Raw genomic sequence first — 22,177 nt, forward strand, 5'->3', positions numbered from 1 at the left:
TCCCGTGAAGGCCGTGCTGCCTAAAGTCTCCTGCATTCCAAGGAGACCCACGAGTGATAGACGTACTGGTTGTCGGTGGCGGCAATGCCGCGCTGTGCGCCGCGCTGATGGCGCGCGAAGCCGGCGCTTCGGTGCTGCTGCTGGAAGCCTCGCCCAAAGAATGGCGCGGCGGCAATTCGCAGCACACCCGCAACCTGCGCTGCATGCACGACGCGCCGCAGGACGTGCTGGTCGAGGCCTACCCTGAAGAGGAGTACTGGCAAGACCTGCTGAAAGTGACCGGCAGCCTCACCGACGAGCGCCTCGCCCGCCTCGTGATCCGCGCCTCATCGAACTGCCGCGACTGGATGCGCCGCCACGGCGTGCGCTTCCAGCCGCCGCTGTCGGGTGCGCTGCATGTGGCGCGCACCAACGCCTTCTTCATGGGCGGCGGCAAGGCGCTCGTCAACGCCTACTACCGCAGCGCCGAAGCGCTCGGCGTGCAGGTCCGCTACGACACGCCAGTGGCCTCGGTCGAGCTCGACGGCGAGCGCTTCGTGGCCGTGCGCACCGAGGCCGGCGAGCGCATCGCGGCGAAGAGTTGCGTGCTGGCCTCGGGCGGCTTCGAATCGAACCGCGACTGGCTGCGCGAGGCGTGGGGGCAGAACGAGCGCGGCGAGTGGCCAGCCGACAACTTCCTCATCCGCGGCACGCGCTTCAACCAGGGCGTGCTGCTCAGGCACATGATTGACGCGGGTGCCGACAGCATCGGCGATCCGTCGCAGGGCCACATGGTGGCCATCGACGCGCGTGCGCCGCTGTACGACGGCGGCATCTGCACGCGCATCGACTGCGTGTCGCTCGGCGTGGTGGTCAACCGCGAGGCGCAGCGCTTCTATGACGAGGGCGAAGACTTCTGGCCCAAGCGCTATGCGATCTGGGGCCGGCTCGTGGCGCAGCAGCCGGGGCAGATCGCGTGGTCGGTCATCGACCAGCAGGCGGTCGGGCGCTTCATGCCGCCGGTGTTCCCCGGCACGCAGGCGGGCACGCTCGGCGAACTGGCGCAGAAGATCGGCCTGGACGAAGCCACCTTCGTGCGCACCGTGCAGGACTACAACGCCGCCTGCCGCGTCGGCCGCTTCGACCACACGGCGCTGGACGACTGCCACACCGAGGGCATCGCGCCGGCAAAGACGCACTGGGCGCGCCCGCTGGACACCGCGCCCTTCTACGCCTACCCCGTGTGCCCCGGCATCACCTTCACGTACCTGGGCCTCAAGGTGGACGAGACCGCCGCCGTGCGCTTCGGCGGACGCCCGAGCCCCAACCTCTTCGTGGCCGGCGAAATGATGGCCGGCAACGTGCTGGGCAAGGGCTACACGGCCGGCGTGGGCATGAGCATCGGCACGGCCTTCGGGCGCATCGCCGGGACGCAGGCTGCGCGTGCGGCAAAAAACCATTCGAAGAACTCTCCGGAGACCGCCCTTGCAGCAGCTCACTGACCTCGTCGCACGCGCCCGTACGGATGCCGATGGCATCGGCAGTACCCCGCCATCGCAGCGCGTCATCCCGATCCAGCCCGCCCTGCCGCTCACTGCTTCCGAGGGCGAGGTCGCTCGCATCCTGCAGATCTGCAACGCCTGCCGCTACTGCGAAGGCTTCTGGGCCGTGTTCCCCGCCATGACGCGCCGGCTCGAATTCGGCAAGGCCGACACGCACTACCTCGCCAACCTGTGCCACAACTGCGGCGCCTGCCTGCATGCCTGCCAGTACGCACCGCCGCACGAGTTCGCCGTGAACGTGCCGCAGGCGATGGCGCAGGTGCGCCTGCAGACCTACCACGACTACGCCTGGCCGCCCGCGATGGGCGCGCTCTACAAGCGGGCCGGGCTCACCGTCGCATTGGCGCTGGCGGGCGGGCTCGCGCTGTTCCTTGTGCTGGCCGTGGCGATGTCGGGTTCGCTCCTGCACGCGCCGCTCGCGGGCAACTTCTACGCGATCTTTCCGCACAACTTCCTGGCACTGGTGTTCGGCGCGGTGTTCCTGTTCGTGATGTTCGCGCTGGCCATGGGCACGCGCCGCTTCTGGCGCGAGGTCTCGCCCGCGAACGACCCGGGCAACGCGCCCGACCTGCCGGGCGTGCGCCGCGCAGCGAGCGCCGAAGCCGCGCACGACGCGCTGCGCCTGAAGTACCTCGATGGCGGCCACGGCGAAGGCTGCAACAACGCCGATGACCGCTTCACGCTCTGGCGCCGGCGCTTCCATCACTTCACCTTCTACGGCTTCATGCTGTGCTTCGCCTCCACCGGCGTGGCGACGCTGTACCACTACCTGCTCGGCCTGCACGCGCCCTATGCGCTCACGAGCCTGCCCGTGCTGCTGGGCACCACGGGCGGCATCGGCCTCGTGATCGGCCCCGTCGGCCTGCTGTGGCTCAACCTGCGGCGCCATGCCGCGCACGGCGACGCGGCGCAGCGGCCGATGGACCGCGGCTTCATCGCGTTGCTGTTGCTCACGAGCCTCACGGGCCTGGCCCTGCTCGCGTGGCGCGACACGAGCTTCATGGCGCTGCTGCTGGCGGTGCACCTGGGCGTGGTGATGGCGCTCTTTCTCACGCTGCCCTACGGCAAGTTCGCGCACGGCATCTTCCGCTGCGCGGCGCTCCTGAAGTTCGCGATCGAGAAGCGACTGCCGAGCCGGTTGCGGCTGAGTGCGGACTGACCGGCATGGCGTGAAGGGGCCGGGTCGGACAAGGCCCTACGCCCAGGGCGGAAACCCGCTGGCCGGGGCTGGCGGGTGTTGTCTGCAGAATAGGCGGCCATGCATGTTCGAAAAGCCGCCGTTCTCGCCCTCGTCCTGTCCGCCCTCTCCCTCCCCGTTGCCGCGGCGTCCATTCCCAAAGACCTGAAGCCCTCCGACGCGACCGAAGCCCGCATCGAATCGCTGATCGCGCGCATGACGCTGCAGGAAAAGGCCGGCCAGCTCAGCCTCTACGGCCCGGCCGACATCAACATCCCGAACAACCCGCAGGCCGGCTGGCGCAACGGGCAGCAGGAAACCGAGGACGTGCGCAACGGGCGCCTCACGGGCCTGTTCAACAACGCCGGCCTCGAAGGCAAGCGGCGGCTGCAGCAGGTGGCGGTGCGCGAGTCGCGGCTGGGCATTCCACTGATCTTCGGCGCCGACGTGATCCACGGCTTTCGCACCATCTTCCCGATGCCGCTGGCCGAGGCCTCGAGCTGGGAGCCCGCGCTGGCCGAGCGCACCGCGCGCGCGGCGGCGGTCGAGGCCACGGCCGACGGCTTTCGCTGGACCTTCGCGCCCATGGTCGATATCGCGCGCGATGCACGCTGGGGCCGCGGCCTCGAAGGCGTGGGCGAAGACCCGTACCTGGCACGCCAGTTCGCGGCGGCGCGCGTGCGCGGCTTCCAGGGCAGCAGCCTCGCGAACGCCGACTCGATGCTGGCCACGCCCAAGCACTTCGCGGCCTACGGCGCGGCCGAGGGCGGGCTCGACTACAACACGAGCGAGATCTCGGAGCGCACGCTGCGCGAGGTCTACCTGCCGCCGTTTCGCGCGGCGATCGACGCGGGCGCGCTGTCGGTCATGAGCGCCTTCAACGAGATCGGCGGCGTGCCTTCGACCGCCAACCCCGCGCTGCTCACCGGCGTGCTGCGCGACGAGTGGAAGTTCAAGGGCTTCGTGGTGTCCGACTACACGGCCGACGAAGAGCTCATCGAGCACGGCCACGCCGCCAACGGCCGCGAGGCCGCCAAGCTGGCCTTCATGGCCGGCACCGACGTGAGCATGCAAAGCGGCCTGTACATCCGCCATCTGCCCGACCTCGTGGCCTCGGGCGAGGTGCCGATGACGCGGCTCGACGAGGCCGTGCGGCGCGTGCTGCGGGTCAAGCTCAAGCTCGGCCTCTTCGATGACCCGATGCGCGGCCTCGACGGTCCGCCGGCCGCACAGCGCGTGGAGAACCCCGAGTTCATCGCACTGGCCCGCGAGAGCGCGCGCCGTTCCATCGTGATGCTGAAGAACGAGGGCCAGCTGCTGCCGCTGGCGAAAACCGGCCCGCAGAAGATCGCGCTGATCGGCCCCTTCGCCGAGGGCACGAAGGACCTGATGGGCTCCTGGAGCCTGTTCCCGGGCCAGTCCGCGCCCGTGGGCATCGACGAAGGCCTGCATGCCGCGCTGGGCACCGAGGCCTCGCGATTGACCGTCACGCGCGGCGCGAACGTCGAATCGCCGCTGACCGGCGGCATCGAAGCCGCCGTGGCCGCCGCGCGCGAGGCCGACGTGGTGGTGCTGGCCATCGGCGAGAGCCAGAAGATGTCGGGCGAGTCGCGCTCGCGCAGCGACATCGGCCTGCCGCAGGCCCAGCAGGACCTGGCCGAAGCCGTGGCCGCCACGGGCAAACCGGTGGTCGTGCTGCTGAGCAACGGCCGCGCGATGGCGCTCAAGGGGGCCGTGCGCGATGCGCGCGCCATCCTCGTGACGTGGTTCCTCGGCGTGCAGACCGGCCACGCGATCGCCGACGTGGTGTTCGGCGACGCCAATCCCTCGGGCCGCCTGCCCGTGAGCTTTCCGCAGACTGCGGGCCAGGTGCCCTACTACTACGCCCACAAGCGCACCGGCCGCCCCTCGCCCGAGAGCGCACCGGGCACGGCCTTCAAGACCCGCTACCTGGACGCGACGAACGAGGCGCTGTACCCCTTCGGTTTCGGCATCGGCTATGCGCCGGTGCGCTACGACCAGGTCGAACTGAGCACGGACCGCCTGGCCATGGGCAAGACCCTGCGCGTGCGCGCGACCGTCACCAACACGGGGACGCGCGAGGCGGAAGAAGTGGTGCAGCTGTACCTGGCGCAGCGCGCCGCGAGCGTGACGCGGCCGGTGCGCGAGCTGAAGAATTTCCGCAAGGTGCGGATTGCGCCGGGTGCTTCGGAGGTGGTCGAGTTCGCTGTCGGCAATGACGACCTGCAGTTTCTGGGGCGGGACATGAAGCCTGTTGTTGAACCGGGTGAGTTCGACTTGTGGGTTGCTCCTTCTGCGGCTGGCGGGATTCAGAAGCGCTTCGTTCTCACGCGGGAGTGAGTTTCTTCAGGGCGCGTGCACAGGCCACCGGGTACTTCCCTCCGCGAATGTCCCCCGGGGCTGCGCCCCTCCTCCTTGATTTCGCTGCGGGAAGCACCCAGTGTCCTGAGCACAGGGTACGCGGCTGGTGCTCGCCGATCAACGACCACTGCTGATGACGATCACGTCGATGGGGTGCCTTGCGCAGCGAAATTAAGGGGGAGGCCGCAGGCCGGAGGACATTCGCGGAGCAAGGTACCCCGTCGGCGGGATCGTCGCCCTGAACAAGATCAGTCGAACACCCCGGTGAACGCCACCCGGCTCACCACGCCCGAACTGCTCGCACCAACGCCAAGCGTCACGCTGTAGCGCCCATTCTGCGAGGTGCGACGGATCGATCCCCCCATCGCGCTTTCACTGCGGAAGTTGCCCAGCCCCACGGCATAGCTGATCTTCCCCGGCACGACAGGCGCAGCTTCCATCGCGGCGACGCCTGCAATACCGGCATAGGCACGCCGCGCGTTCTCGTCCATCTGGCTTTGCAGTCGCGCAGCAGTGAAGTCGGTGTAGGCCTTGCCCAGCGGCAGGCCCTGCGCGGCGACGCTGTCGGTGTAGGCGTTGGCAGTGCTCACGCCCTGCTGCACCATGCCTTGCACCTGGCCCACGTTGGTCGCGTCATCGGGCGCGCTGCCGGGCGCCACGCCGGTGAGCTGGCGGTTGCCCAGCGCCACTTCGCCGGTCGACGACTGCAGCCCGCTCATGCCCACGGCCACGTAGTTCGACTGCGCGCCGCGCGTGGTCGTGCTGCCCGCGCCGAGCGCCACGCTGTTGGCATGCGAGGCCGATGCGTTGCTGCCGACGGCAATGGCGTTGTCGGCGCTCGCGCGCGCCGCGCTGCCCAGCGAGATCGCCTGGTTCGCGTTGACGTACACGCCGGCGTCGGCACCGATGGCGATGTTGCCGCTGCCCATGACGTTCTGGCCTGCGCCGCTGCCCTGCGCGATGTTGTGGCTGCCCACCACGCCCTGGCCGGCCGCCGTGCCCAGCGCCAGGTTCTGGTTGCCCTGCACGCCGCCGCCCGCAGCCTGGCCCATGGCCACGTTGTTGCTGCCCGCCACCTGCGCGCCGGCCATCTGCCCCGAGGCCTGGTTGCCCGAGCCGGTGACGCCGCTGCCCGCGCCCTGCCCCGTGGCGAGGTTGTTGCTGCCGGTCACGTTGCGGCCCGCATCGCCGCCGTAGGCCTGGTTGGCGTTGCCGGTCACGTTGCGCCCGGCGTTGCTGCCGTAGGCCTCGTTGCCGTTGCCCTTCACGTCGGTGCCGGCCCAGAAGCCGACGGCGTTGTTGTAGTCGCCGGTCACGTTCTGGCCCGCGCTGCGGCCCATCGACTGGTTCCAGCCGCCGACCACGTTGGTGCCCGCGTAGTAGCCGATGGCCTGGTTGGCGTTCTTGCCCGACACGCCGGTGCCGGCACCCTCGCCGATGGCCAGGTTCCAGTTGGTGCTGACGTTGTTGCCCGCGCCCTTGCCGAAGGCCAGGTCGTTGCTGCCCGTGACGCCGGTCGTGCCGGCCTTGTCGCCGATGCCCAGGTTGCCCTTGGCCGGGTCCCAGGTGATCAGCTGGGCCGAGGCGACGCCCATGCCGGCGGCCGAGCCGAGGGCCACTGCCAGCCCGAGCAGGGTGTGCGTGCTGTTGTTCTTGCGCTTCATGACGCTCAGGCCTTCAGGTGCAGGGCCATGGCCGGATCGCTGACGCCGGGCTTGCCGGTCTCGACGCGGCCCGCGAAGCGGCGCTCGGTGTGCCCGGCGCTGACGGTGAAGTCGTACCAGTAGCCGCTCTTGTCCAGGCTCCAGTGCAGCATGCCGGTCGCGCCCGGCGCGACCTCGAGCGTCCAGGGGCCGTCGTTGCGATACGCGTTGGCCGTCACCGTGACCTTGCCGGCCGCCTTGCCCGTGTTGTGCACCTTCAGGTAGACCTGCCCGTCGACCGGTTCGTAGCAGACCTGCACCTCAGGCTTGAAGCCGGCGGTGTCGAAGGCCAGTGCGTCGCCCTGGAAGCTGCGCACGTAGCCGTTGGTGCTGTAGACCCACAGGTCGTACTTGCCGCTGTCGCTGGCGCCGGTGTTCCAGTAGTCGGCCAGCTGCTTGCCGGCTTCGACCGTGTAGCGGCGCGGGATGCGGTCCAGGTGCAGCTTGTCGTACACATGGAACACGGCGCCCTGCGTGCCCGAGTTCGCGAACACCAGCTGCACGAGGCCGCGCGCCTCGACGCGCGCGCTGGTGTGCAGTTCGTAAGGCAGCGCGCGCGAGAAGCGCGTGCCGGTCTCCTGGTACAGCGGCTGCGGCGTGGCGGGGGCGTTTCTCACAGGGGCCGTGGGCAGCAGCCGCTGCGCCGCATTGATCGCGGGAAAGTTGCTCGTGTCGGGCAGCTTGGGAACGACCGGGTCGTTCGGGCTCACGAAGTCGAAGCAGGTCGTGAGGTCGCCGCACACGGCGCGGTGCCACGGGCTGATCGCGTCCACCGTGATGTCGAAGCGCTTCTCGAGGAAGCGGCCGACCGAGGTGTGGTCGAACACCTGCGAGTTGACCCAGCCGCCCTTGCTCCACGGCGATACCACGTACATCGGCACGCGCGAGCTCAGGCCCCAGGGGCGGATCTTGCCGGTGGTGGTGTTGTCGGCGGCGGCCAGGTAGCTGCCCACCGAGGCGTCGAAGTACTCGCCCTCCAGCGGCACGGTCGACTTGCCCATGAGCGTGCCGTTGGCGTCGTACGAGGGCACGGCCGGCATGGCCAGGTGGTCGAAGAAGCCGTCGTTCTCGTCGAAGGTCACGAACAGCGCGGTCTTGCTCCACACGGCCGGGTTGGACGTGAGCGCGTCCAGCACGTCGGCGATGAAGTCGGCGGCGCCGGCCGTGCCTTCGCTGCTGCCGGGGTGCTCGGCCAGCGCCTGCGTGGGCAGCACCCACGAGACGTCCGGCAATTTGCCCGTCATCACGTCCTGCTTGAGCTGGGCCAGGAAGTTGGTGGCGCCGTCGGCCGCCTCGGGGCCGCCCGTGAGGCCATGCTCATAGATCGGCGAACCCGGCTGCGCGGTGCGAAAGCTCTCGAAGGCCAGGCAGCCGTGCATGGCGCCCGTCCAGTTGTTGTTCATGTTCTGGTAGATGTGCCAGCTGACGCCCTTCTTCTGCAGCACGTCGGGCAGCGTGTCCCACTTGAAGGCGTTGTTGACGTACTTGTAGTTGTAGTCGCCCTTGATCGGGTCTTTCTGCCCCGAGCCGTCGGCCTCCTGCGGACGGCCCGCCACCCAGTTGGACGGCTTGGGCCAGCAGCGCGAGTTCACGGGTTCGGAGTCGGTGTCGGTGCTGTTGATGCCCTTCTTGCGCAGCTCCGGGTTGAAGTTGGAGCCCGACCAGAACACGATGCGGTTGGGGTCGGTGCCGGTGAGGATGGAGCAGTGGTAGCCATCGCACACCGTGAAGGCATCGGCCAGCGCGAACTGGAACGGGATGTCCTCGCGCAGGTAGTAGCCCATCGTGGCCTGGTTCTTGAACTGGATCCAGCGGTCCATCTTTCCCTGGTTCCATGCGGCTTGCTGGTCGGGAAAGTTGTGCGGGGTGCCCGAGCCGATCAGCGCATTGGCGATCGTCGAGTCGCGGCGGAACGGCGGAATCTCCGCGCCACCGGCGGGGTTCGACTGGAAGTACACCGACTTGCCGTTGGCCAGCGGAATCGGAAAGCGGTCGCCGAAACCGCGCACGCCGCGCAGCGTGCCGAAGTAGTGGTCGAAGCTGCGGTTCTCCTGCATCAGGATCACGACGTGCTTGATGTCCTTGATGGTGCCGGTGTCGACCGCGGCCTCGACGGCGAGCGCCTTGCGGATCGTGGGCGGCAGCAGGGTCAGGGCCGAGGCCGCGCCGACGGCGCCGGCCGACTTGCGGAAGAAATCGCGACGGTTGGAGGGGTTCATGGGGAGTCTTTCAACGCGAGGACAAAAACAGAAGAAATGGAAGGCGTGTGGATGAAGGCGGCGCGCGGCTCAGGGCGCGCACTTCAGCGCCGGCGTCGGGCCGGGTGGCTCCGGCGTGGTGGTCGGGGGCGTGGGGCCGGTGGGCGGCAGCACCGGCAGGCCGCCGCCACCGCCCCCTCCGCCGCCGCACGCGGCAAGGCTCAGGCACAGGAGAAAGCCCACCGCAGCGAGGCCATACCGGGAAGAACGTGAGGTCATGAAGGTGTCCTTTTCTGGATCGAAGGGGCGTGGGAAGAAAAGCAGGGCGAAGCCGGGCCGTGCAGGCCTCGAAGGGCTTGCACCGGAACGGGAAGAAACGGGGAGAACTCGGGTGCCCGAAGTGGGCGCAGGGGTGGGTGTCAGCGCTCAGGCATAGCGGCTGCGCAGCCGGGCTGCGACCCTGTCGAGCACGAGCACCGTGAGAAAGATCGCGATCAGGATCGTTCCGACGTGCGCGTAGTTGTACATGTCGTAGCGGCCCTTCAGCTCCTGGCCGATGCCGCCCGCGCCCACCAGCCCGACCACGGTGGCCATGCGCACATTGCGGTCGAGGATGTACAGCGTGTAGGCGATGAACTGCGGCATCACCTGCGGCAGCACCGCGAAGCGCATCACCTTCAGCTTGCTGGCGCCGATGGCGCGCAATGCCTCCTGCGGCTTGTCGTCGGCCGTCTCGATGTCTTCCGCGTAGAACTTGCCGAGGAAGCCCGCCGAATGCAGCGCCAATGCGAGCACGCCGGCAATGGGACCGAAGCCATAGGCCAGCACCAGGAACAGCGCACTCACCAGCTCGGGCACCGCGCGGAACATGCCGACCACGCCGCGCGCCAGCGTATAGACGGCGCGGTTCGGCGTGTAGTTCTTCGCGCTGCACCAGGCCAGCGGCGCGCTCAGCACGATGGCCAGCAACGTCGCCCAAATGGCGATCTCGAAGGTCTCCAGCATCTTCACCGCCACGTGCCAGAGGTAGCCGAAGGGCTCGACCAGCACCTCGCGCCGGTCGACCACCTCTTCCATCTGCAGCGTCTGCGGGTTGAGCTTGGGCTGGCGCGATTCCTCCATCTCGACATGCGAGAACCACGGCAGCCGCTCGCGGTCGAAGCCCTCGATGCGCGACACCTCGGTGCGCTCCGACACCTGCGGCGGAAAGAGCGACTTGGCGATGGTGCCCAGGCCCGACAGCACCTGCGACTGCTCGCGCAGGCCGACGGCCGCGAGCAGGCCCTCGCCCGTGAGCGACAGCATGCGGCCCATCTCCACGCGCTGGCCGGCAAAGAAGCCGACCACCACCACGAGCAACAGCACGGCGAGGCTGCGGGCGCCGAAGGGGCGCGGCAGCGCCCAGGCGGATGCGGGGCGGCTCATGGCACCAGCTCCAGCGCGCCGGCATGCAGCGGCAGCGGCGCTTCGGGCGCGGGCCGTGCGGGCGCCGGCGTGCGGCCGTAGACCGCGTCGAACACCTTCGGGTCGAAGGCCGCGGGCGCGCCGTCGAACACCACCGCGCCGTGGCGCAGCGCCACGATGCGGTCGGCGAACTCGCAGGCCAGCTCGATCTGGTGCAGGCTGCACAGCACCGTGGTGCCGCGCTCGCGGGCCTGCGTGCGCAGCAGCGACAGCACGTCGTGGCTGGTCTGCGGGTCGAGGCTGGCCACGGGCTCGTCGGCCAGCACCAGCGGCGGCTCGAGCATGAAGGCGCGCGCAATGCCCACGCGCTGCTGCTGCCCGCCCGAGAGCTCGCTCACGCGGCGCAGCAGGTGCTGCTCCTGCAGGCCGACCGATTCGATCAGCGCACAGGCCTTGGCACGCTGCGCGTCGGTGAACAGGCCGAGCAGCGCGCGCCATGTCGGCACCGTGGGCAGCGCGCCGGCCAGCACGTTGTCGGCCACGGTGGAACGCAGCACCAGGTTGAACTGCTGGTGGATCATGCCGATGCGCGGGCGGATGCGGGCCAGCGAGTGGGCAGCGATCTGCACGCCCTCGACCTGCACCGCGCCCTGCGTGGGCTTGACCAGCCCGTTGGCCATGCGCAGCAGCGTCGACTTGCCCGCGCCCGAGGCGCCCAGCACCACGCAGAACTGCCCCGCCGGCACCTGCAGCGACACGCCGTCGAGCGCGCGCGTGCCGTCGGCATAGTGCATGGCGACCGATTCGAAATTCAGCATGGCGACGCTCAACGCTCGGCGGACTTGGCGAGGATGCGGCCCTTGAGCTCGTCGGTCAGCAGGCCGAGCTTCTCGGCGGCGACGTTGAACTCGGCTTCGGAGAACTTGGTGTCGTAGCCGTCGATCTTGCCGCCGCCGTAGCCGCGGATCATGTCGGGCGTGACGCCGGGGGCCTTGTTCACGGTCTGGAAGGCGTCCTTGAGCTTTGCCTTCAGCGGCTCGGGCAGCTTCGAGTTGAGCGCCAGCGGCGGGTACGGAATGGCCATGCTGCGCGCCACCACCTTCACCGTCTTCGGGTCGACCACACCCTGCTTCACCGCCTTCTCGTAGGAGTCGAACGAGAGCGAGGCCACGTCGACCTGGTCCTGCACCAGCGCGGCCAGGCTGCTGGCGTGGCTGCCGGTCATGCGGATGGCGCCGAGGTCCTTGGCCGGGTCCATGCCGGCATCGAGCAGCATCGCGACCTGGAAGGTGAAGCTCGAGGCCGAGTTGACGTCGCCGAAGGCCACGCGCTTGCCCTTGAGGTCCTTGACCGAGGCGATGGGCGCATTGGCCTTGGCGAACATGCCCGCGTAGTAGACCGAGGCGCCCTTCTCCACGCCCACGGCCAGCAGCTGCGCGCAGCCGCGCTTGTGCGCCTGCACGTACGACACCGGGCCGAAGAAGGCGATGTCGGCGAGCTGGTTGCACATGCCCTCGACCACCGCGCCGTACGACTGGCCGACCTTGAGGTCGAAGTTCAGGCCGGTGCTGCGCGTGATGGCGTTGAACACCGGTGCGTAGTCGGCCTTGGTGCCCGACTCGGTGCCGCCGTCGGCCGGGATCAGCAGCACGCGCAGCGGCCGCTCACGCGAGCCGTCGGCCACTGATTGGGCTTGCGCGGCCAGCGGCAGCGCGGCAGTCAGCGAGAGGGCGGCGGCCGCAAGGGCCAGGAGCTTTTTCATGGTCGGTTCCTTCGTTTGGAAAGCGGTGGGCGTGCGGTTGCAACGCCCCGATGAAGAGAACTTTAGGAGCCGCAGATGACAGGAAAATGAAATAAGCTCATTTCAAAATTCAAATATCACTGAGAAATATTCAATAGAATCCGCCGCCACGGCCGAGCCCCCACGACGGCCCCACTCCCGGAGATCCATGAGCACGCATCACACGACAACAGGGACCACGAACGGCAGCGGCATCCAGGCGCTGGCGCAGGCCCGCCACCTGCTGGTCGACCTCGACGGCACGCTGGTGCGCCAGCAGGAAGCCATCGACGGCGCGGCCCGCCTGCTGGCGCACTTCCACGACCGCTACGCCATCGTGTCCAACAACTCCACGCACACGGCGCAGGGCCTGTCGGTGCGGCTGCGCAAGCTGGGCCTGCGCGTGCCGCCCGAGCGCATCGTGCTGGCCGGCGAACTCGCGGTGCGCCAGCTGGTGCAGCAGCATCCGCAGGCGCGCGTGCTGCTGGCCGCCAGCCCTGCCCTGCAGCGCTACGCGCGCGCGCAGGGCTGCAGGCTGGTGTCCGCGGAGGCCGAGGCCGACGTCGTGCTGCTGGCGCTCGACATGCACTTCAGCCACGCGCGCCTGTCGGTCATCGCGAACGCATTGCGGCGCGGCGCGAAGCTGATGGTGACCAATGCCGACGCCACGCACCCGGGCCCGCACGGCCGCGTGGTGCCCGAGACCGGCGCGCTGCTCGCGGCCGTGGTCGCGGCCAGCGGCGTGCAGCCGTGGTGCGTGGTCGGCAAGCCTGCGCCGCTGCTGTTCGAGGAAGGCCTGCGCCGCCTCGGCGCGAATGCCGAGCGCACGGTGGTGGTCGGCGACAACCCGCTGACCGACGGCGAAGGCGCCGCGCGGCTCGGCCTGGCCTGCGTGCTGGTGGGTGAATCGCCGGGGGCGGTGGCGCCCACGGTCGCCGGACTGCTCGTGCCGCCCGTCTCAGAAGCAGTGGAACCCGCGCTTCAGTACCGCTTGAGCGAAAGCACGTCGAAAGTCTGGCGCAGCGTGCGCACCGAGGTGTCGTAATCCGACAGCGCCAGGCAGGCGATCAGCACGTCGATGATCGCCAGCTGCGCGAGCCGGCTCGTCATCGCCTCGGTGCGGAAGTTGGTCTCGCGCGCCATGGTGAACAGCAGCACGTCGGCAAAGGCCTGGATCGGCGACTTGCCGAAGTTGGTGATGCACACCGTGGCCGCGCCCGCCTCTTTCGCAAGCCGCGTGGCCGTCACCGTCTCGTGCGTGCTGCCCGAATGCGAAATCGTCAGCACCGCCGTCTTCGCATTCGTGAGCGAGGCGCTGATGGCCTGCACGTGCGAATCGACCACCACCTTGGCATTGAGGCCGATGCGCAGCATGCGGTAGTGCGCGTCCTCGGCGATGGTGGCCGAGCTGCCGATGCCGTAGATCTCGATGCGCTCGGCCTTGCGAAACAGCTGCACCGCGCGCTCCATCGCCTTCGCGTCGAGCATCGACTGCGTGTCGTGCAGCGTCTGCACGTTGCTCTGGAAGATCTTGCGGATCACCGCGTCGGCCTTGTCCTGCGGATCGAGGTCTTCGTGGATGAACTGCACCGGCCGCACGATCTCCTGCGCCAGCGCGATCTTGATCTGCTGGAAGCCCGTGGCACCGAGGTTCTTGCACAGGCCGACGATGCTGCCTTCGCTGGAACCGGTGCGCTCCGCCACCTCGCTCACCGACATGTGGACCACCTCGCGCGGGTTCTTCACGATGAAGTCGGCGATGCGCTGGCCCACGGGGCCCAGCGAGGACCACAGGGTTTCGATGCGCGCCAGCACGGCGGACACCGGAACGTCGGATGCCTCGGCGGCGGGCGCCGCGGCAGCCTTGCCGCCGGTGGACTTGGACGTGCGGGGAGTGCTGTTGCGCTTCATGGGCCGCGAGCTTACCCGGCAACCATGGCGGTTTCACGCACGCGGCTGACCAGGCTCATGCGGGGTCTTCTATATTCGGCCGCTCCTCATTCGGAATTGGCTGCCTTGTGGTGACCCCCCGCCCCCTCATCTCTCATGACCACCGCCCTCCCCATCGACCGCCGGCTGCAACTCATCTCCGACACCCGGGTCGAGATCTACTGGTTCGCATCGAACGGATTCCTTCGCGCGGTGCTGGGCACGCACAATGGCCCGCAGTGCGCGCCGTCGTTTCGCTACCGGGTGCTTTCTGGCGACAGCATCGAGCTGATCGGCGCCGACGGCATCATCGACACGTGGACCCGCATCCGCATCGAGGGTGACCTGCTCCATGCCGAATCCGGCGGCAAGCCCAAGGCTTTCCGCATCGCACCCGAAATCGCCGAAGAGAGTTCCAAACAATGAAAGTCAAACGACTGGTCGCCAACTTCGCGACTCAGGATGTGGCGCGCGCACAGGTCTTCTACGCCGACGTGCTCGGCCTCGATCTGCTGATGGACCACGGCTGGATACGCACCTACGGTTCGCAGGCCGAGATGAGCGTGCAGGTCAGCTTTGCGTCTGAAGGCGGTTCGGGCACGCCGGTGCCCGACCTTTCCATCGAAGTCGACGATGTCGACACGGCGCTTGCGCGCATGCGGGCTGCCGGCTTTGCCATCGAATACGGCCCGGTCGACGAACCCTGGGGTGTACGCCGTTTCTATGTCCGCGATCCGTTCGGGAAGCTCGTCAACGTCCTTGCGCACGCAACCTGACGCGCGACGTCCCAACAAAAAAACGGGCCCCAAGGGCCCGTTCGTTCTTCAGGCAGCCGATGCAGGCATCGGCTTGCCACAGTGGCTTGGCTTACAGGCCAGCCTGGCGCGTGAACGACACGCTGGGCTTCTTGTACGCAGCCGGCACTTCGTCGCGGTAGAACGCGCGGCGGTCGAGGCTGGCGAGCGGGTCGTGGGCCTTGGCGACGGCTTCAGCGCGGATCGTCGAGCGGTCGGCGGTCGAGGTGAAGGTCTGTGCGCCGGCGGTGGCGCCGTCGCTGTACTCGTTGCCGGCACGGGCGGCGGCCACGGCTTGCGACGCGACTTCCGAACGCGAGAGGGTCGAGTTCACGGTGTGCACGCCGTCATAGGTTTCGGCGTGGGCACCGGCAACAGCCAGGAGCGAGAGCGCAACGGCGGCGAGGGTCTTCGAGGCATTCATTTCAATCTCCTTCAGGTGGTGTGTCGATGGGATGAAGTTTGAACCTGAAGCGCCCCAAAAAACGGCAGCAAAAGGAATCGCGGCGTTCACGGGATTGAAACAATCGCGCGCCGCCCGCGCATGCGATGCGGCGGTCGGAGCCCTCTCCTCTAGAGGGAACGCACGAGAAAGTTCTCGCTGCCGGCATTCCTTGCATGCGCTTGGCGCATGCAAGGAATGCACGCCGGCCCCTCAGTGCGAGATCATCCAGGGCCGCCGCGACGGGGCCGATTTCGCACCGTTCGGCGCGGTCTGCGTGGCACTGCGCCGCGGCGATCCCGAGCAGCAACCGCAGCCCGAGGGATGCCGCAGCCGCGCATAGTCGCGTGAGCTCGAAGGCTCATGCCGCGCGCGTTCGTTGGTGGCCATCGCGTGGCGCGTGTCGGCAGCCATCAGTGCCAGGCGCGGCGCGGCCGTGAACACGCGCGGCGAGGCGCTGCCGCAATCGGGGCAGGCTGCGGGCTCGTCGCGTTGGCCCGAAGGCCGCAGCGATTCGAAGCCGCCGCACTGCCCGCAGGCGTAGTCGTAGGTCGGCATGACGTCAGCGCAGGTCGTGCGACAGCGGCATGTCGATGCTGCCGTCGATGAACTTCACCGGCCCCGAGGCGTTCGGGTTGATGTCGAAGTCGAAGATGCCCGTGGGCAGCCACAGCGTGGCGCACGAGTTGGGCACGTCGACCACGCCGCTGATGTGGCCCTGCACGGGCGCGGTGCCCAAAATCGAATAGGCCTGCGCGCCCGAGTAGCCGAACTTCTTCAGGTACTCGATGGCATTCAGGCAGGCCTGGCGGTAGGCCACGTTCACGTCGAGGTAGTGCTGCTTGCCGCTCTCGTCGACCGAGATGCCTTCGAAGATCAGGTAGTCGTTGTACTGCGGCGTGATCGGGCTGGGCTTGAAGATCGGGTTCTTGATGCCGTACTTCGCCATGCCGCCCTTGATGAGCGTGACCTTCATGTGCACCCAGCCGGCCATCTCGATGGCGCCGCAGAAGGTGATCTCGCCGTCGCCCTGGCTGAAGTGCAGGTCGCCCACGCTCAGGCCCGCGCCGTCGACGTACACGGGGAAGAACACCTTCGAGCCGCGCGACAGGTCCTTGATGTCGCAGTTGCCGCCGTGCTCGCGCGGCGGCACGGTGCGCGCGCCCTCGGCGGCGGCCTTCGCCCTCGCCTCGCCCGTCATCTTGCCCATGTGGGCGGTGCCGGCGAACGGCGGGTTGGCCAGGCCGGGCACGCGATCCGGGTCGGTGGCGATGAGCTTGCCTTCGCGCTCGTTCCACATGTCGAGCATGGGCTTGTCGGGCAGGCAGCCGATGAGGCCGGGGTGGATCAGGCCCGCGAAGTTCACGCCCGGAATGTGGCGCGAGCTCGTGAACATGCCCTTGAAGTCCCAGATCGATTTCTGCGCTTCAGGAAAGTGATCAGTCAGGAAGCCGCCGCCGTTCTTCTTCGAGAAGAAGCCGTTGAAGCCCCACAGGCTGTCCTGCTTGGCGCCGATGTCGAGCAGGTCGACCACCAGCAGGTCGCCGGGCTCCGCGCCCTTCACGCCCACCGGGCCCGAGAGGTAGTGCACCGTGCTCAGGTCGATGTCGCGCACGTCGTCGGCGCTGTCGTTGTTCTTGATGAAGCCGCCGGTCCAGTCGAAGGTCTCCAGGATGAAGTCGTCGCCCGGGTTGACCCAGCAGGCCATCGGAATGTCCGGGTGCCAGCGGTTGTGGATGTTCTCGTTCTCCGTAGGCGGCTTGGTCAGGTCGACCTTGATCAGCGTGTCCGTCATGTGCAGTGGCTCCTGGGGTTGTGGTTAGACAGAGAGATAGGCTTTGATGTGTTCCACATCGGTCTTGTCGCGCGCGGTCTCGTGCACGAGCCGGCCGCCTTCGATGACGAACAGCCGGTCGGCCACGTCCATCGCGAAGCTCAGCACCTGCTCGGACACGACGATGGTGATGCCGCGCAGCTTGCGGATCTCGTTGAGCGCCTTGGCGATGTCCTTGATGATCGAAGGCTGGATGCCTTCGGTGGGCTCGTCCAGCAGCAGCACCTTGGGGTCGGTGACGAGCGCGCGTGCAATGGCGAGCTGCTGCTGCTGGCCGCCGGAGAGGTTGCCGCCCTTGCGGCTTTTCATGTCCCACAGCACGGGGAAGAGCGCGTAGATCTCCTCGGGGATGCGCCGGGTCTTCGAGTTCTCCAGACCGGTCTGGATGTTCTCTTCCACGGTCAGCGTCGGGAAGATCATCCGGCCCTGCGGCACGTAGGCGATGCCCTTGGCCACGCGGCGAAAGCTCTCGTCGCGCGACACGTCCTGCCCCGCCACCTCGATGCGCCCGCTCTTGATCGGCAGCACGCCCATCAAGCTCTTGAACAGCGTGGTCTTGCCCATGCCGTTGCGGCCCATGATGGCGATGGTTTCGTTGGCATGGCCCACGAACGAGATGCCGTGCAGCGCCTCGCTCTGGCCATAGGCTGTGTGCAGGTCGTCGACCTTCAGCATGATGGTGCTCATGGTTCAGTGGCCCAGATAAACGTCGATGACCTTCGGGTCGGCCTGCACCTTCTCCATCGGCCCTTCGGCGAGGATCTTTCCCTGGTGCATCACGGTGACCTTGTGCGCGATCTGCTTGACGAAAGCCATGTCGTGCTCGATGACGATCACGGCGCGGTTGCGGCAGATGCGCTGGAGCAGGTCGGCCGTGAGTTCGCGTTCGCGCGCGCTCATGCCGGCGATGGGCTCGTCGAGCATCAGCAGCTCGGTCTCCTGCATCAGCAGCATGCCGATTTCGAGCCACTGCTTCTGGCCGTGGCTCAAGAGGCCCGCTTCGGTGCGCAGCTTGTCGGCCAGGCCGATGTCTTCGGCCACGGCCTGCACTTTCGACTTGACCTCGTCGTCGCACTTGAAAGCCAGAGCACCGAACACCGAGCGCCCTTTGGGAAACGACACCTCCAGGTTCTGGAACACGCTGAGGTTCTCGTAGATCGACGGCGTCTGGAACTTGCGGCCGATGCCCAGCCGCACGCGCTTGTGCTCTGCCATCTTCGTGAGTTCGGTGTTCTTGAACTTGATGCTGCCGGCGCTGGCGCGCGTCTTGCCGCAGATCAGATCGAGCAGCGTGGTCTTGCCGGCGCCGTTGGGGCCGATGATCACGCGCAGCTCGTTCTTGTCGATGTACAGCGTCAGGTCGTCGATGGCCTTGAAACCGTCGAAGGAGACGCTGAGGTCTTCCACGGCGAGTGCGAAGTCGGTGTTGCTCATGAGGTGGGCTCCGGTGTCGGTCAGGCGCGCTGGCGGCCGATGCCTTCGGGCAGCACGGGCTCGGCCTGCGGCGCGGCGACGGGTGAAGGGGCCGACACGGCGGCGGGCGGCGGCTTCGTCGCGGCGTCGCGCAGGGCCTGGCGGCGCGAGGCCCACCACGGCTTGATCGTGTCTTCCCACAGGCCCGCCAGGCCCATCGGGAAGGCCATGGTCACGCCGATGAAGAGCGCGGCCATCAGGAACAACCACAGGTCGGGAAAGCTCTCGGAGAACAGCGTCTTGCCCGCGTTCACCAGCAGCGCGCCGTACACCGCGCCCACCAGGCTCATGCGGCCGCCGACGGCGCAGAAGATCACCATCTCGATCGAGGGCACGATGCCCACGAAGCTCGGCGACATGAAGCCCACCTGCAGCGCGAACATCGCGCCGCCGATGCCCGAGAGCCCGGCCGCCAGGCAGAAGGTGAAGACCTTGAAGTTCGACACGTCGTAGCCCGAGAAGCGCACGCGATCTTCCTTGTCGCGCATCGCCAGCAGCAGCGTGCCCAGCTTGCTGGTCTGCACCCAGCGGCACAGCACGATGCTGGCCACGAGCAGGCCCACGCAGACGTAGTAGAGGATGTACTTGGCGCTGTCGGTGCGCGTGTCCCAGCCCAGCAGCGTCTTCAGGTCGGTCATGCCGTTCACGCCGCCCGTGTAGCCCTGCTGGCCGATGATGAGCACGGTGCAGATCAGCGCCACCGCCTGCGTGATGATCGCGAAGTACACGCCGCCCACGCGGCGCTTGAACATTGCGAAGCTCACGAGCCAGGCCAGTGCCATCGGCGCCAGCACCACCAGCGCCAGGCTCAGCGGCAGGCTCTTGAACGGCAGCCACAGCGCGGGCAGCTCGGTGATCTGGTTCCAGTCCATGAAGTCCGGAATGCCGGGCGTCGACTGGATCTTGGTGGTGACGGGGTCGGAGGCTTCGAGCTTGAGGAACATCGCCATCGCATAGCCGCCGATGCCGAAGAACACGCCCTGCCCCAGGCTCAGCACGCCGCCGTAGCCCCACACCATGACGAGCCCCACGGCCACGAAGGCGTAGCTGAGGTACTTGCCCACGAGGTTCAGGCGAAAGATGTCGAGCGAGAGCGGCAGCACGACCGCCAGCAGCAGCACCAGGAGCAGCAGGCTGCCGAGCTGGTAGCGCAGGATCGAGGCCTTGATGAAATTCATCGGAACGTTCTCCAAAACAGGAATCGGGTTCAGCGGCGGACCTTGACTGCGAAAAGTCCCTGCGGTCGCATCATGAGAATCAGCACGATCAACGACAGCGTCAGCACCTTGGCCATCGAGCCGGTCATGAAGAACTCCGAGATCGACTGGGTCTGCGCAATGCCGAAGGCCGAGACCACGGTGCCCAGCAGGCTGGCCGCGCCGCCGAAGGTGACGACCAGGAAGGCGTCGACGATGTACAGCGAGCCCGAGGTCGGCCCGGTCGAGCCGATGGTGGTGAAGGCCGCGCCCGCCACGCCGGCAATGCCGCAGCCGATGGCGAAGGTGAGGCGGTCGGTCTTCTTCGTGTCGATGCCGGTGGCGTTGGCCATGGTGCGGTTGGCCACGGTGGCGCGCACCCGCAGGCCCCAGCGGCTCTTGTGCAAGGCGATGAGCACGCCGCCCGTGACCAGCGCGGTGAGCGCCAGCACGAACAGGCCGTTGATCGGAATGTCCAGGCCTTCGTGCGGCGTCCACGAACCCATGAGCCACTCGGGCAGCGTGGGGCTCACTTCCTTCGGGCCGATGAAGGTGCGGAAGATCTGCTGCAGGCCCAGGCTCACGCCCCAGGTCGCAAGCAGCGTGTCGAGCGGCCGCTTGTACAGGTGGCGGATCAGCGCCCACTCCACGAGCCAGCCCGCGATGAAGGCGAACACGAAGGCCAGCCCGATCGCGATCGGAAAGTAGTACGGCATGAGCGAGGGCGCCATGCGCTCGGTCACCTGCGCGGCCAGGAAGATCGAGTAGGCGCCGATGGTCATGAACTCGCCATGCGCCATGTTGATCACGCCCATCTGCCCGAAGATGATCGCGAGCCCGAGGCCCATGAGCAGCAGCACCGCGAAGAGGCTCAGCCCCGCGAAGCCCTGCATCAGGCCGATGTTCATCATGTCCGAGAGGCTCATTGCGCAATATCCGGTAAGGGTCAGGGAACAAGTCGTGAGACACCGCGGAACCGGCTTTGCCGGGCCGCAGGTGTCGCCCCCTTGAGGGGGAGGCGGCTACACGAAGTGAGCCGCTTCGGGGGAGTTACTGATACCCCTTGGGGAACGGATCGGGCTTGATCAACTCGCCCGACTCCGCAACAACCTTGAAGCTGCCGTCGAGCTGCCCCTGCCCGATGCGCGCCTTGCTCCACAGGTGGTGATTGGCGTCGAGCTTCACGTAGCCCTCCGGCGCCGTCTTCAGCTCGATGCCCGGAGACGCCGCCACCACCTTGTCGATGTCGAAGCTGCCCGCCTTCTCCACCGCGGCCTTCCACAGCCACGGGCCGAGGTAGCCGGCCTGCGTCACGTCGCCGATCACCGCGTCCTTGCCGTACTTGGCCTTGAAGGCGGCCACGAACTTCTTGTTGTTCTCGTTGTCCAGCGTCTGGAAGTACTTCATCGACGAGTAGAAGCCCGCGAAGTTCTCGCCGCCCACGCCGGTCATCTCGTCTTCGGTCACGGCCAGCGTCAGCAGGAACTGCTTGTCGCCCGTGATGCCCGCGGCCTTGAGCTGCTTGTAGAAGGCCACGTTCGAGCCGCCCACCACGGCCGCGAAGATGCAGTCGGGCTTGGCGACCTTGATCTTGTTGATCAGCGAGTTGAAGTTGGTGTGGCCCAGCGGGTAGTACTCCTCGCCCTTGACCGAGCCCTTCTGGAAGTTCTCGATGTGCTTGCGCGCGATCTTCATCGAGGTGCGCGGCCAGATGTAGTCGGAGCCCACCAGGAAGAAGGTCTTGGCCTTCTTCTCCTTCGCGCCCCAGTCCAGGCCCCAGATGATCTGCTGCGTCGCTTCCTGGCCCGTGTAGATCACGTTCTTGCTCTGCTCCAGGCCTTCGTAGAAGGTCGGGTAGTACAAGAGGCCGTTCTCTTTCTCGAACACCGGCAGCACGGCCTTGCGCGAGGCGCTGGTCCAGCAGCCGAACACGGCCGCGACCTTGTCGTTGACCAGCAGCTTCTTCGACTTCTCGGCAAAGGTCGGCCAGTCGGAGGCGCCGTCTTCCTTGATGACCTTGATCTTGCGACCCAGGATGCCGCCCATCGCGTTGATCTGGTCGATGGCGAGCTGCTCGGCCTGGATGGAGCCGGTCTCCGAGATGGCCATGGTGCCGGTCGACGAATGCAACTGGCCCACCGTGACTTCGGTGTCGGTCACCGCGAGCTTGGTGGTGTTGACCTTGGCCGTGGGGAACTGCCCCTGGCCGAAGCTCAGGCCGCTCAGGCCCATCACGGGCAGCGCGGCGGCGCCCTGCAGCAGGCGGCGGCGGCGCAGTGCCATGGCATCGAGGGAAGAAGGATCGGAATCACGCGACATCAGGA

General features: G+C 67.7%; 21 protein-coding genes. 6 read left to right on the plus strand and 15 right to left on the minus strand.

The genetic code is table 11. The features are described 5' to 3' along the window. Positions 1-53: 53 nt before the first annotated feature. The 3 genes from tcuA (at position 54) to AC1RLW_RS06605 (ending at position 5,079) form a co-directional block, all read left to right on the plus strand. A complete protein-coding gene (tcuA, locus tag AC1RLW_RS06595; RefSeq protein ID WP_493192522.1) occupies positions 54-1,481 on the plus strand; it encodes an FAD-dependent tricarballylate dehydrogenase TcuA in 1,428 nt (475 codons plus the stop codon). Beyond that, positions 1,465-2,700 (plus strand): tricarballylate utilization 4Fe-4S protein TcuB, encoded by a 1,236-nt coding sequence (tcuB, locus tag AC1RLW_RS06600; RefSeq protein WP_493192523.1) that lies wholly within the window; start codon positions 1,465-1,467, stop codon positions 2,698-2,700. The genes tcuA and tcuB overlap by 17 nt, the downstream gene beginning before the upstream one ends. 99 nt (positions 2,701-2,799) lie before the next feature. Beyond that, positions 2,800-5,079 carry a glycoside hydrolase family 3 N-terminal domain-containing protein gene (locus AC1RLW_RS06605; protein WP_493192524.1) on the plus strand — a complete coding sequence of 760 codons (2,280 nt, stop codon included), beginning with the start codon at positions 2,800-2,802 and terminating at the stop codon, positions 5,077-5,079. A gap of 269 nt (positions 5,080-5,348) precedes the next feature. Here the strand turns inward: AC1RLW_RS06605 and AC1RLW_RS06610 are convergent, their stop codons facing one another. From AC1RLW_RS06610 to AC1RLW_RS06635, 6 genes are all read right to left on the minus strand, one after another. After that, positions 5,349-6,764, minus strand: coding sequence for a YadA family autotransporter adhesin (locus AC1RLW_RS06610; RefSeq protein ID WP_493192525.1), 1,416 nt, complete (start codon positions 6,762-6,764; stop codon positions 5,349-5,351). 5 nt (positions 6,765-6,769) lie between these two features. Further along, positions 6,770-9,022, minus strand: coding sequence for a phosphocholine-specific phospholipase C (locus tag AC1RLW_RS06615; protein WP_493192526.1), 2,253 nt, complete (start codon positions 9,020-9,022; stop codon positions 6,770-6,772). A 69-nt stretch (positions 9,023-9,091) separates the two neighbouring features. Next, complete coding sequence (locus AC1RLW_RS06620) at positions 9,092-9,280, minus strand: hypothetical protein (RefSeq protein WP_493192527.1); 189 nt, start codon at positions 9,278-9,280, stop codon at positions 9,092-9,094. A gap of 147 nt (positions 9,281-9,427) precedes the next feature. After that, positions 9,428-10,426: a phosphonate ABC transporter, permease protein PhnE gene (gene phnE / locus AC1RLW_RS06625; protein WP_493192528.1), complete on the minus strand. Its 999-nt coding sequence runs from the start codon at positions 10,424-10,426 to the stop codon at positions 9,428-9,430. Beyond that, complete coding sequence (gene phnC / locus AC1RLW_RS06630) at positions 10,423-11,223, minus strand: phosphonate ABC transporter ATP-binding protein (RefSeq protein ID WP_493192529.1); 801 nt, start codon at positions 11,221-11,223, stop codon at positions 10,423-10,425. Before phnC ends, phnE begins: the two co-directional genes overlap by 4 nt. Before the next feature lie 8 nt (positions 11,224-11,231). After that, the gene (locus AC1RLW_RS06635) at positions 11,232-12,167 is read right to left on the minus strand and encodes a phosphate/phosphite/phosphonate ABC transporter substrate-binding protein (RefSeq protein ID WP_493192530.1); all 936 of its coding nucleotides are present in this window, start codon (positions 12,165-12,167) and stop codon (positions 11,232-11,234) included. A 187-nt stretch (positions 12,168-12,354) separates the two neighbouring features. Between AC1RLW_RS06635 and AC1RLW_RS06640 the strand changes: the two genes are divergently transcribed. Next, the gene (locus AC1RLW_RS06640; RefSeq protein WP_493192531.1) at positions 12,355-13,230 is read left to right on the plus strand and encodes an HAD-IIA family hydrolase; all 876 of its coding nucleotides are present in this window, start codon (positions 12,355-12,357) and stop codon (positions 13,228-13,230) included. Here the strand turns inward: AC1RLW_RS06640 and AC1RLW_RS06645 are convergent. Continuing rightward, positions 13,167-14,096: a MurR/RpiR family transcriptional regulator gene (locus AC1RLW_RS06645; RefSeq protein ID WP_223301301.1), complete on the minus strand. Its 930-nt coding sequence runs from the start codon at positions 14,094-14,096 to the stop codon at positions 13,167-13,169. The two genes, AC1RLW_RS06640 and AC1RLW_RS06645, sit on opposite strands and share 64 nt — an antisense overlap. Positions 14,097-14,231: 135 nt before the next feature. On the opposite strand from AC1RLW_RS06645, the gene AC1RLW_RS06650 reads away from it, so the two are divergent. Together AC1RLW_RS06650 and AC1RLW_RS06655 are read left to right on the plus strand one after the other, a co-directional pair. After that, positions 14,232-14,540: a hypothetical protein gene (locus tag AC1RLW_RS06650; protein WP_493192532.1), complete on the plus strand. Its 309-nt coding sequence runs from the start codon at positions 14,232-14,234 to the stop codon at positions 14,538-14,540. After that, positions 14,537-14,890, plus strand: a complete 354-nt coding sequence (locus tag AC1RLW_RS06655) for a VOC family protein (protein WP_493192533.1) — start codon at positions 14,537-14,539, stop codon at positions 14,888-14,890. Before AC1RLW_RS06650 ends, AC1RLW_RS06655 begins: the two co-directional genes overlap by 4 nt. A 91-nt stretch (positions 14,891-14,981) precedes the next feature. On the opposite strand, the gene AC1RLW_RS06660 is transcribed toward AC1RLW_RS06655, so the two are convergent. The 8 genes from AC1RLW_RS06660 to urtA all read right to left on the minus strand — a co-directional run bounded on the left by AC1RLW_RS06660 (position 14,982) and on the right by urtA (position 22,172). Further along, positions 14,982-15,332: a hypothetical protein gene (locus tag AC1RLW_RS06660; RefSeq protein WP_056582144.1), complete on the minus strand. Its 351-nt coding sequence runs from the start codon at positions 15,330-15,332 to the stop codon at positions 14,982-14,984. A gap of 231 nt (positions 15,333-15,563) precedes the next feature. Beyond that, positions 15,564-15,908: a zinc ribbon domain-containing protein gene (locus AC1RLW_RS06665; protein ID WP_493192534.1), complete on the minus strand. Its 345-nt coding sequence runs from the start codon at positions 15,906-15,908 to the stop codon at positions 15,564-15,566. 4 nt (positions 15,909-15,912) lie between these two features. Then, positions 15,913-17,145 (minus strand): formamidase, encoded by a 1,233-nt coding sequence (fmdA, locus tag AC1RLW_RS06670; RefSeq protein WP_307693859.1) that lies wholly within the window; start codon positions 17,143-17,145, stop codon positions 15,913-15,915. Between the two features lie 24 nt (positions 17,146-17,169). Next, complete coding sequence (gene urtE / locus AC1RLW_RS06675; protein WP_062478384.1) at positions 17,170-17,859, minus strand: urea ABC transporter ATP-binding subunit UrtE; 690 nt, start codon at positions 17,857-17,859, stop codon at positions 17,170-17,172. 15 nt (positions 17,860-17,874) lie between these two features. Further along, on the minus strand, positions 17,875-18,618 hold the full coding sequence (urtD, locus tag AC1RLW_RS06680; protein ID WP_493192535.1) for an urea ABC transporter ATP-binding protein UrtD: 744 nt from the start codon (positions 18,616-18,618) through the stop codon (positions 17,875-17,877). Positions 18,619-18,638: 20 nt separating this feature from the next. Beyond that, entirely contained in the window at positions 18,639-19,835 is a 1,197-nt protein-coding gene (gene urtC, locus AC1RLW_RS06685) for an urea ABC transporter permease subunit UrtC (RefSeq protein WP_493192536.1), read from the minus strand. Between the two features lie 29 nt (positions 19,836-19,864). Next, on the minus strand, positions 19,865-20,779 hold the full coding sequence (gene urtB, locus AC1RLW_RS06690; protein ID WP_139701702.1) for an urea ABC transporter permease subunit UrtB: 915 nt from the start codon (positions 20,777-20,779) through the stop codon (positions 19,865-19,867). 124 nt (positions 20,780-20,903) lie between these two features. Continuing rightward, positions 20,904-22,172, minus strand: a complete 1,269-nt coding sequence (urtA, locus tag AC1RLW_RS06695; RefSeq protein ID WP_062478305.1) for an urea ABC transporter substrate-binding protein — start codon at positions 22,170-22,172, stop codon at positions 20,904-20,906. Positions 22,173-22,177: the final 5 nt, after the last annotated feature.

This window comes from Variovorax sp. GW822-FHT04A09 (genome assembly GCF_058801005.1).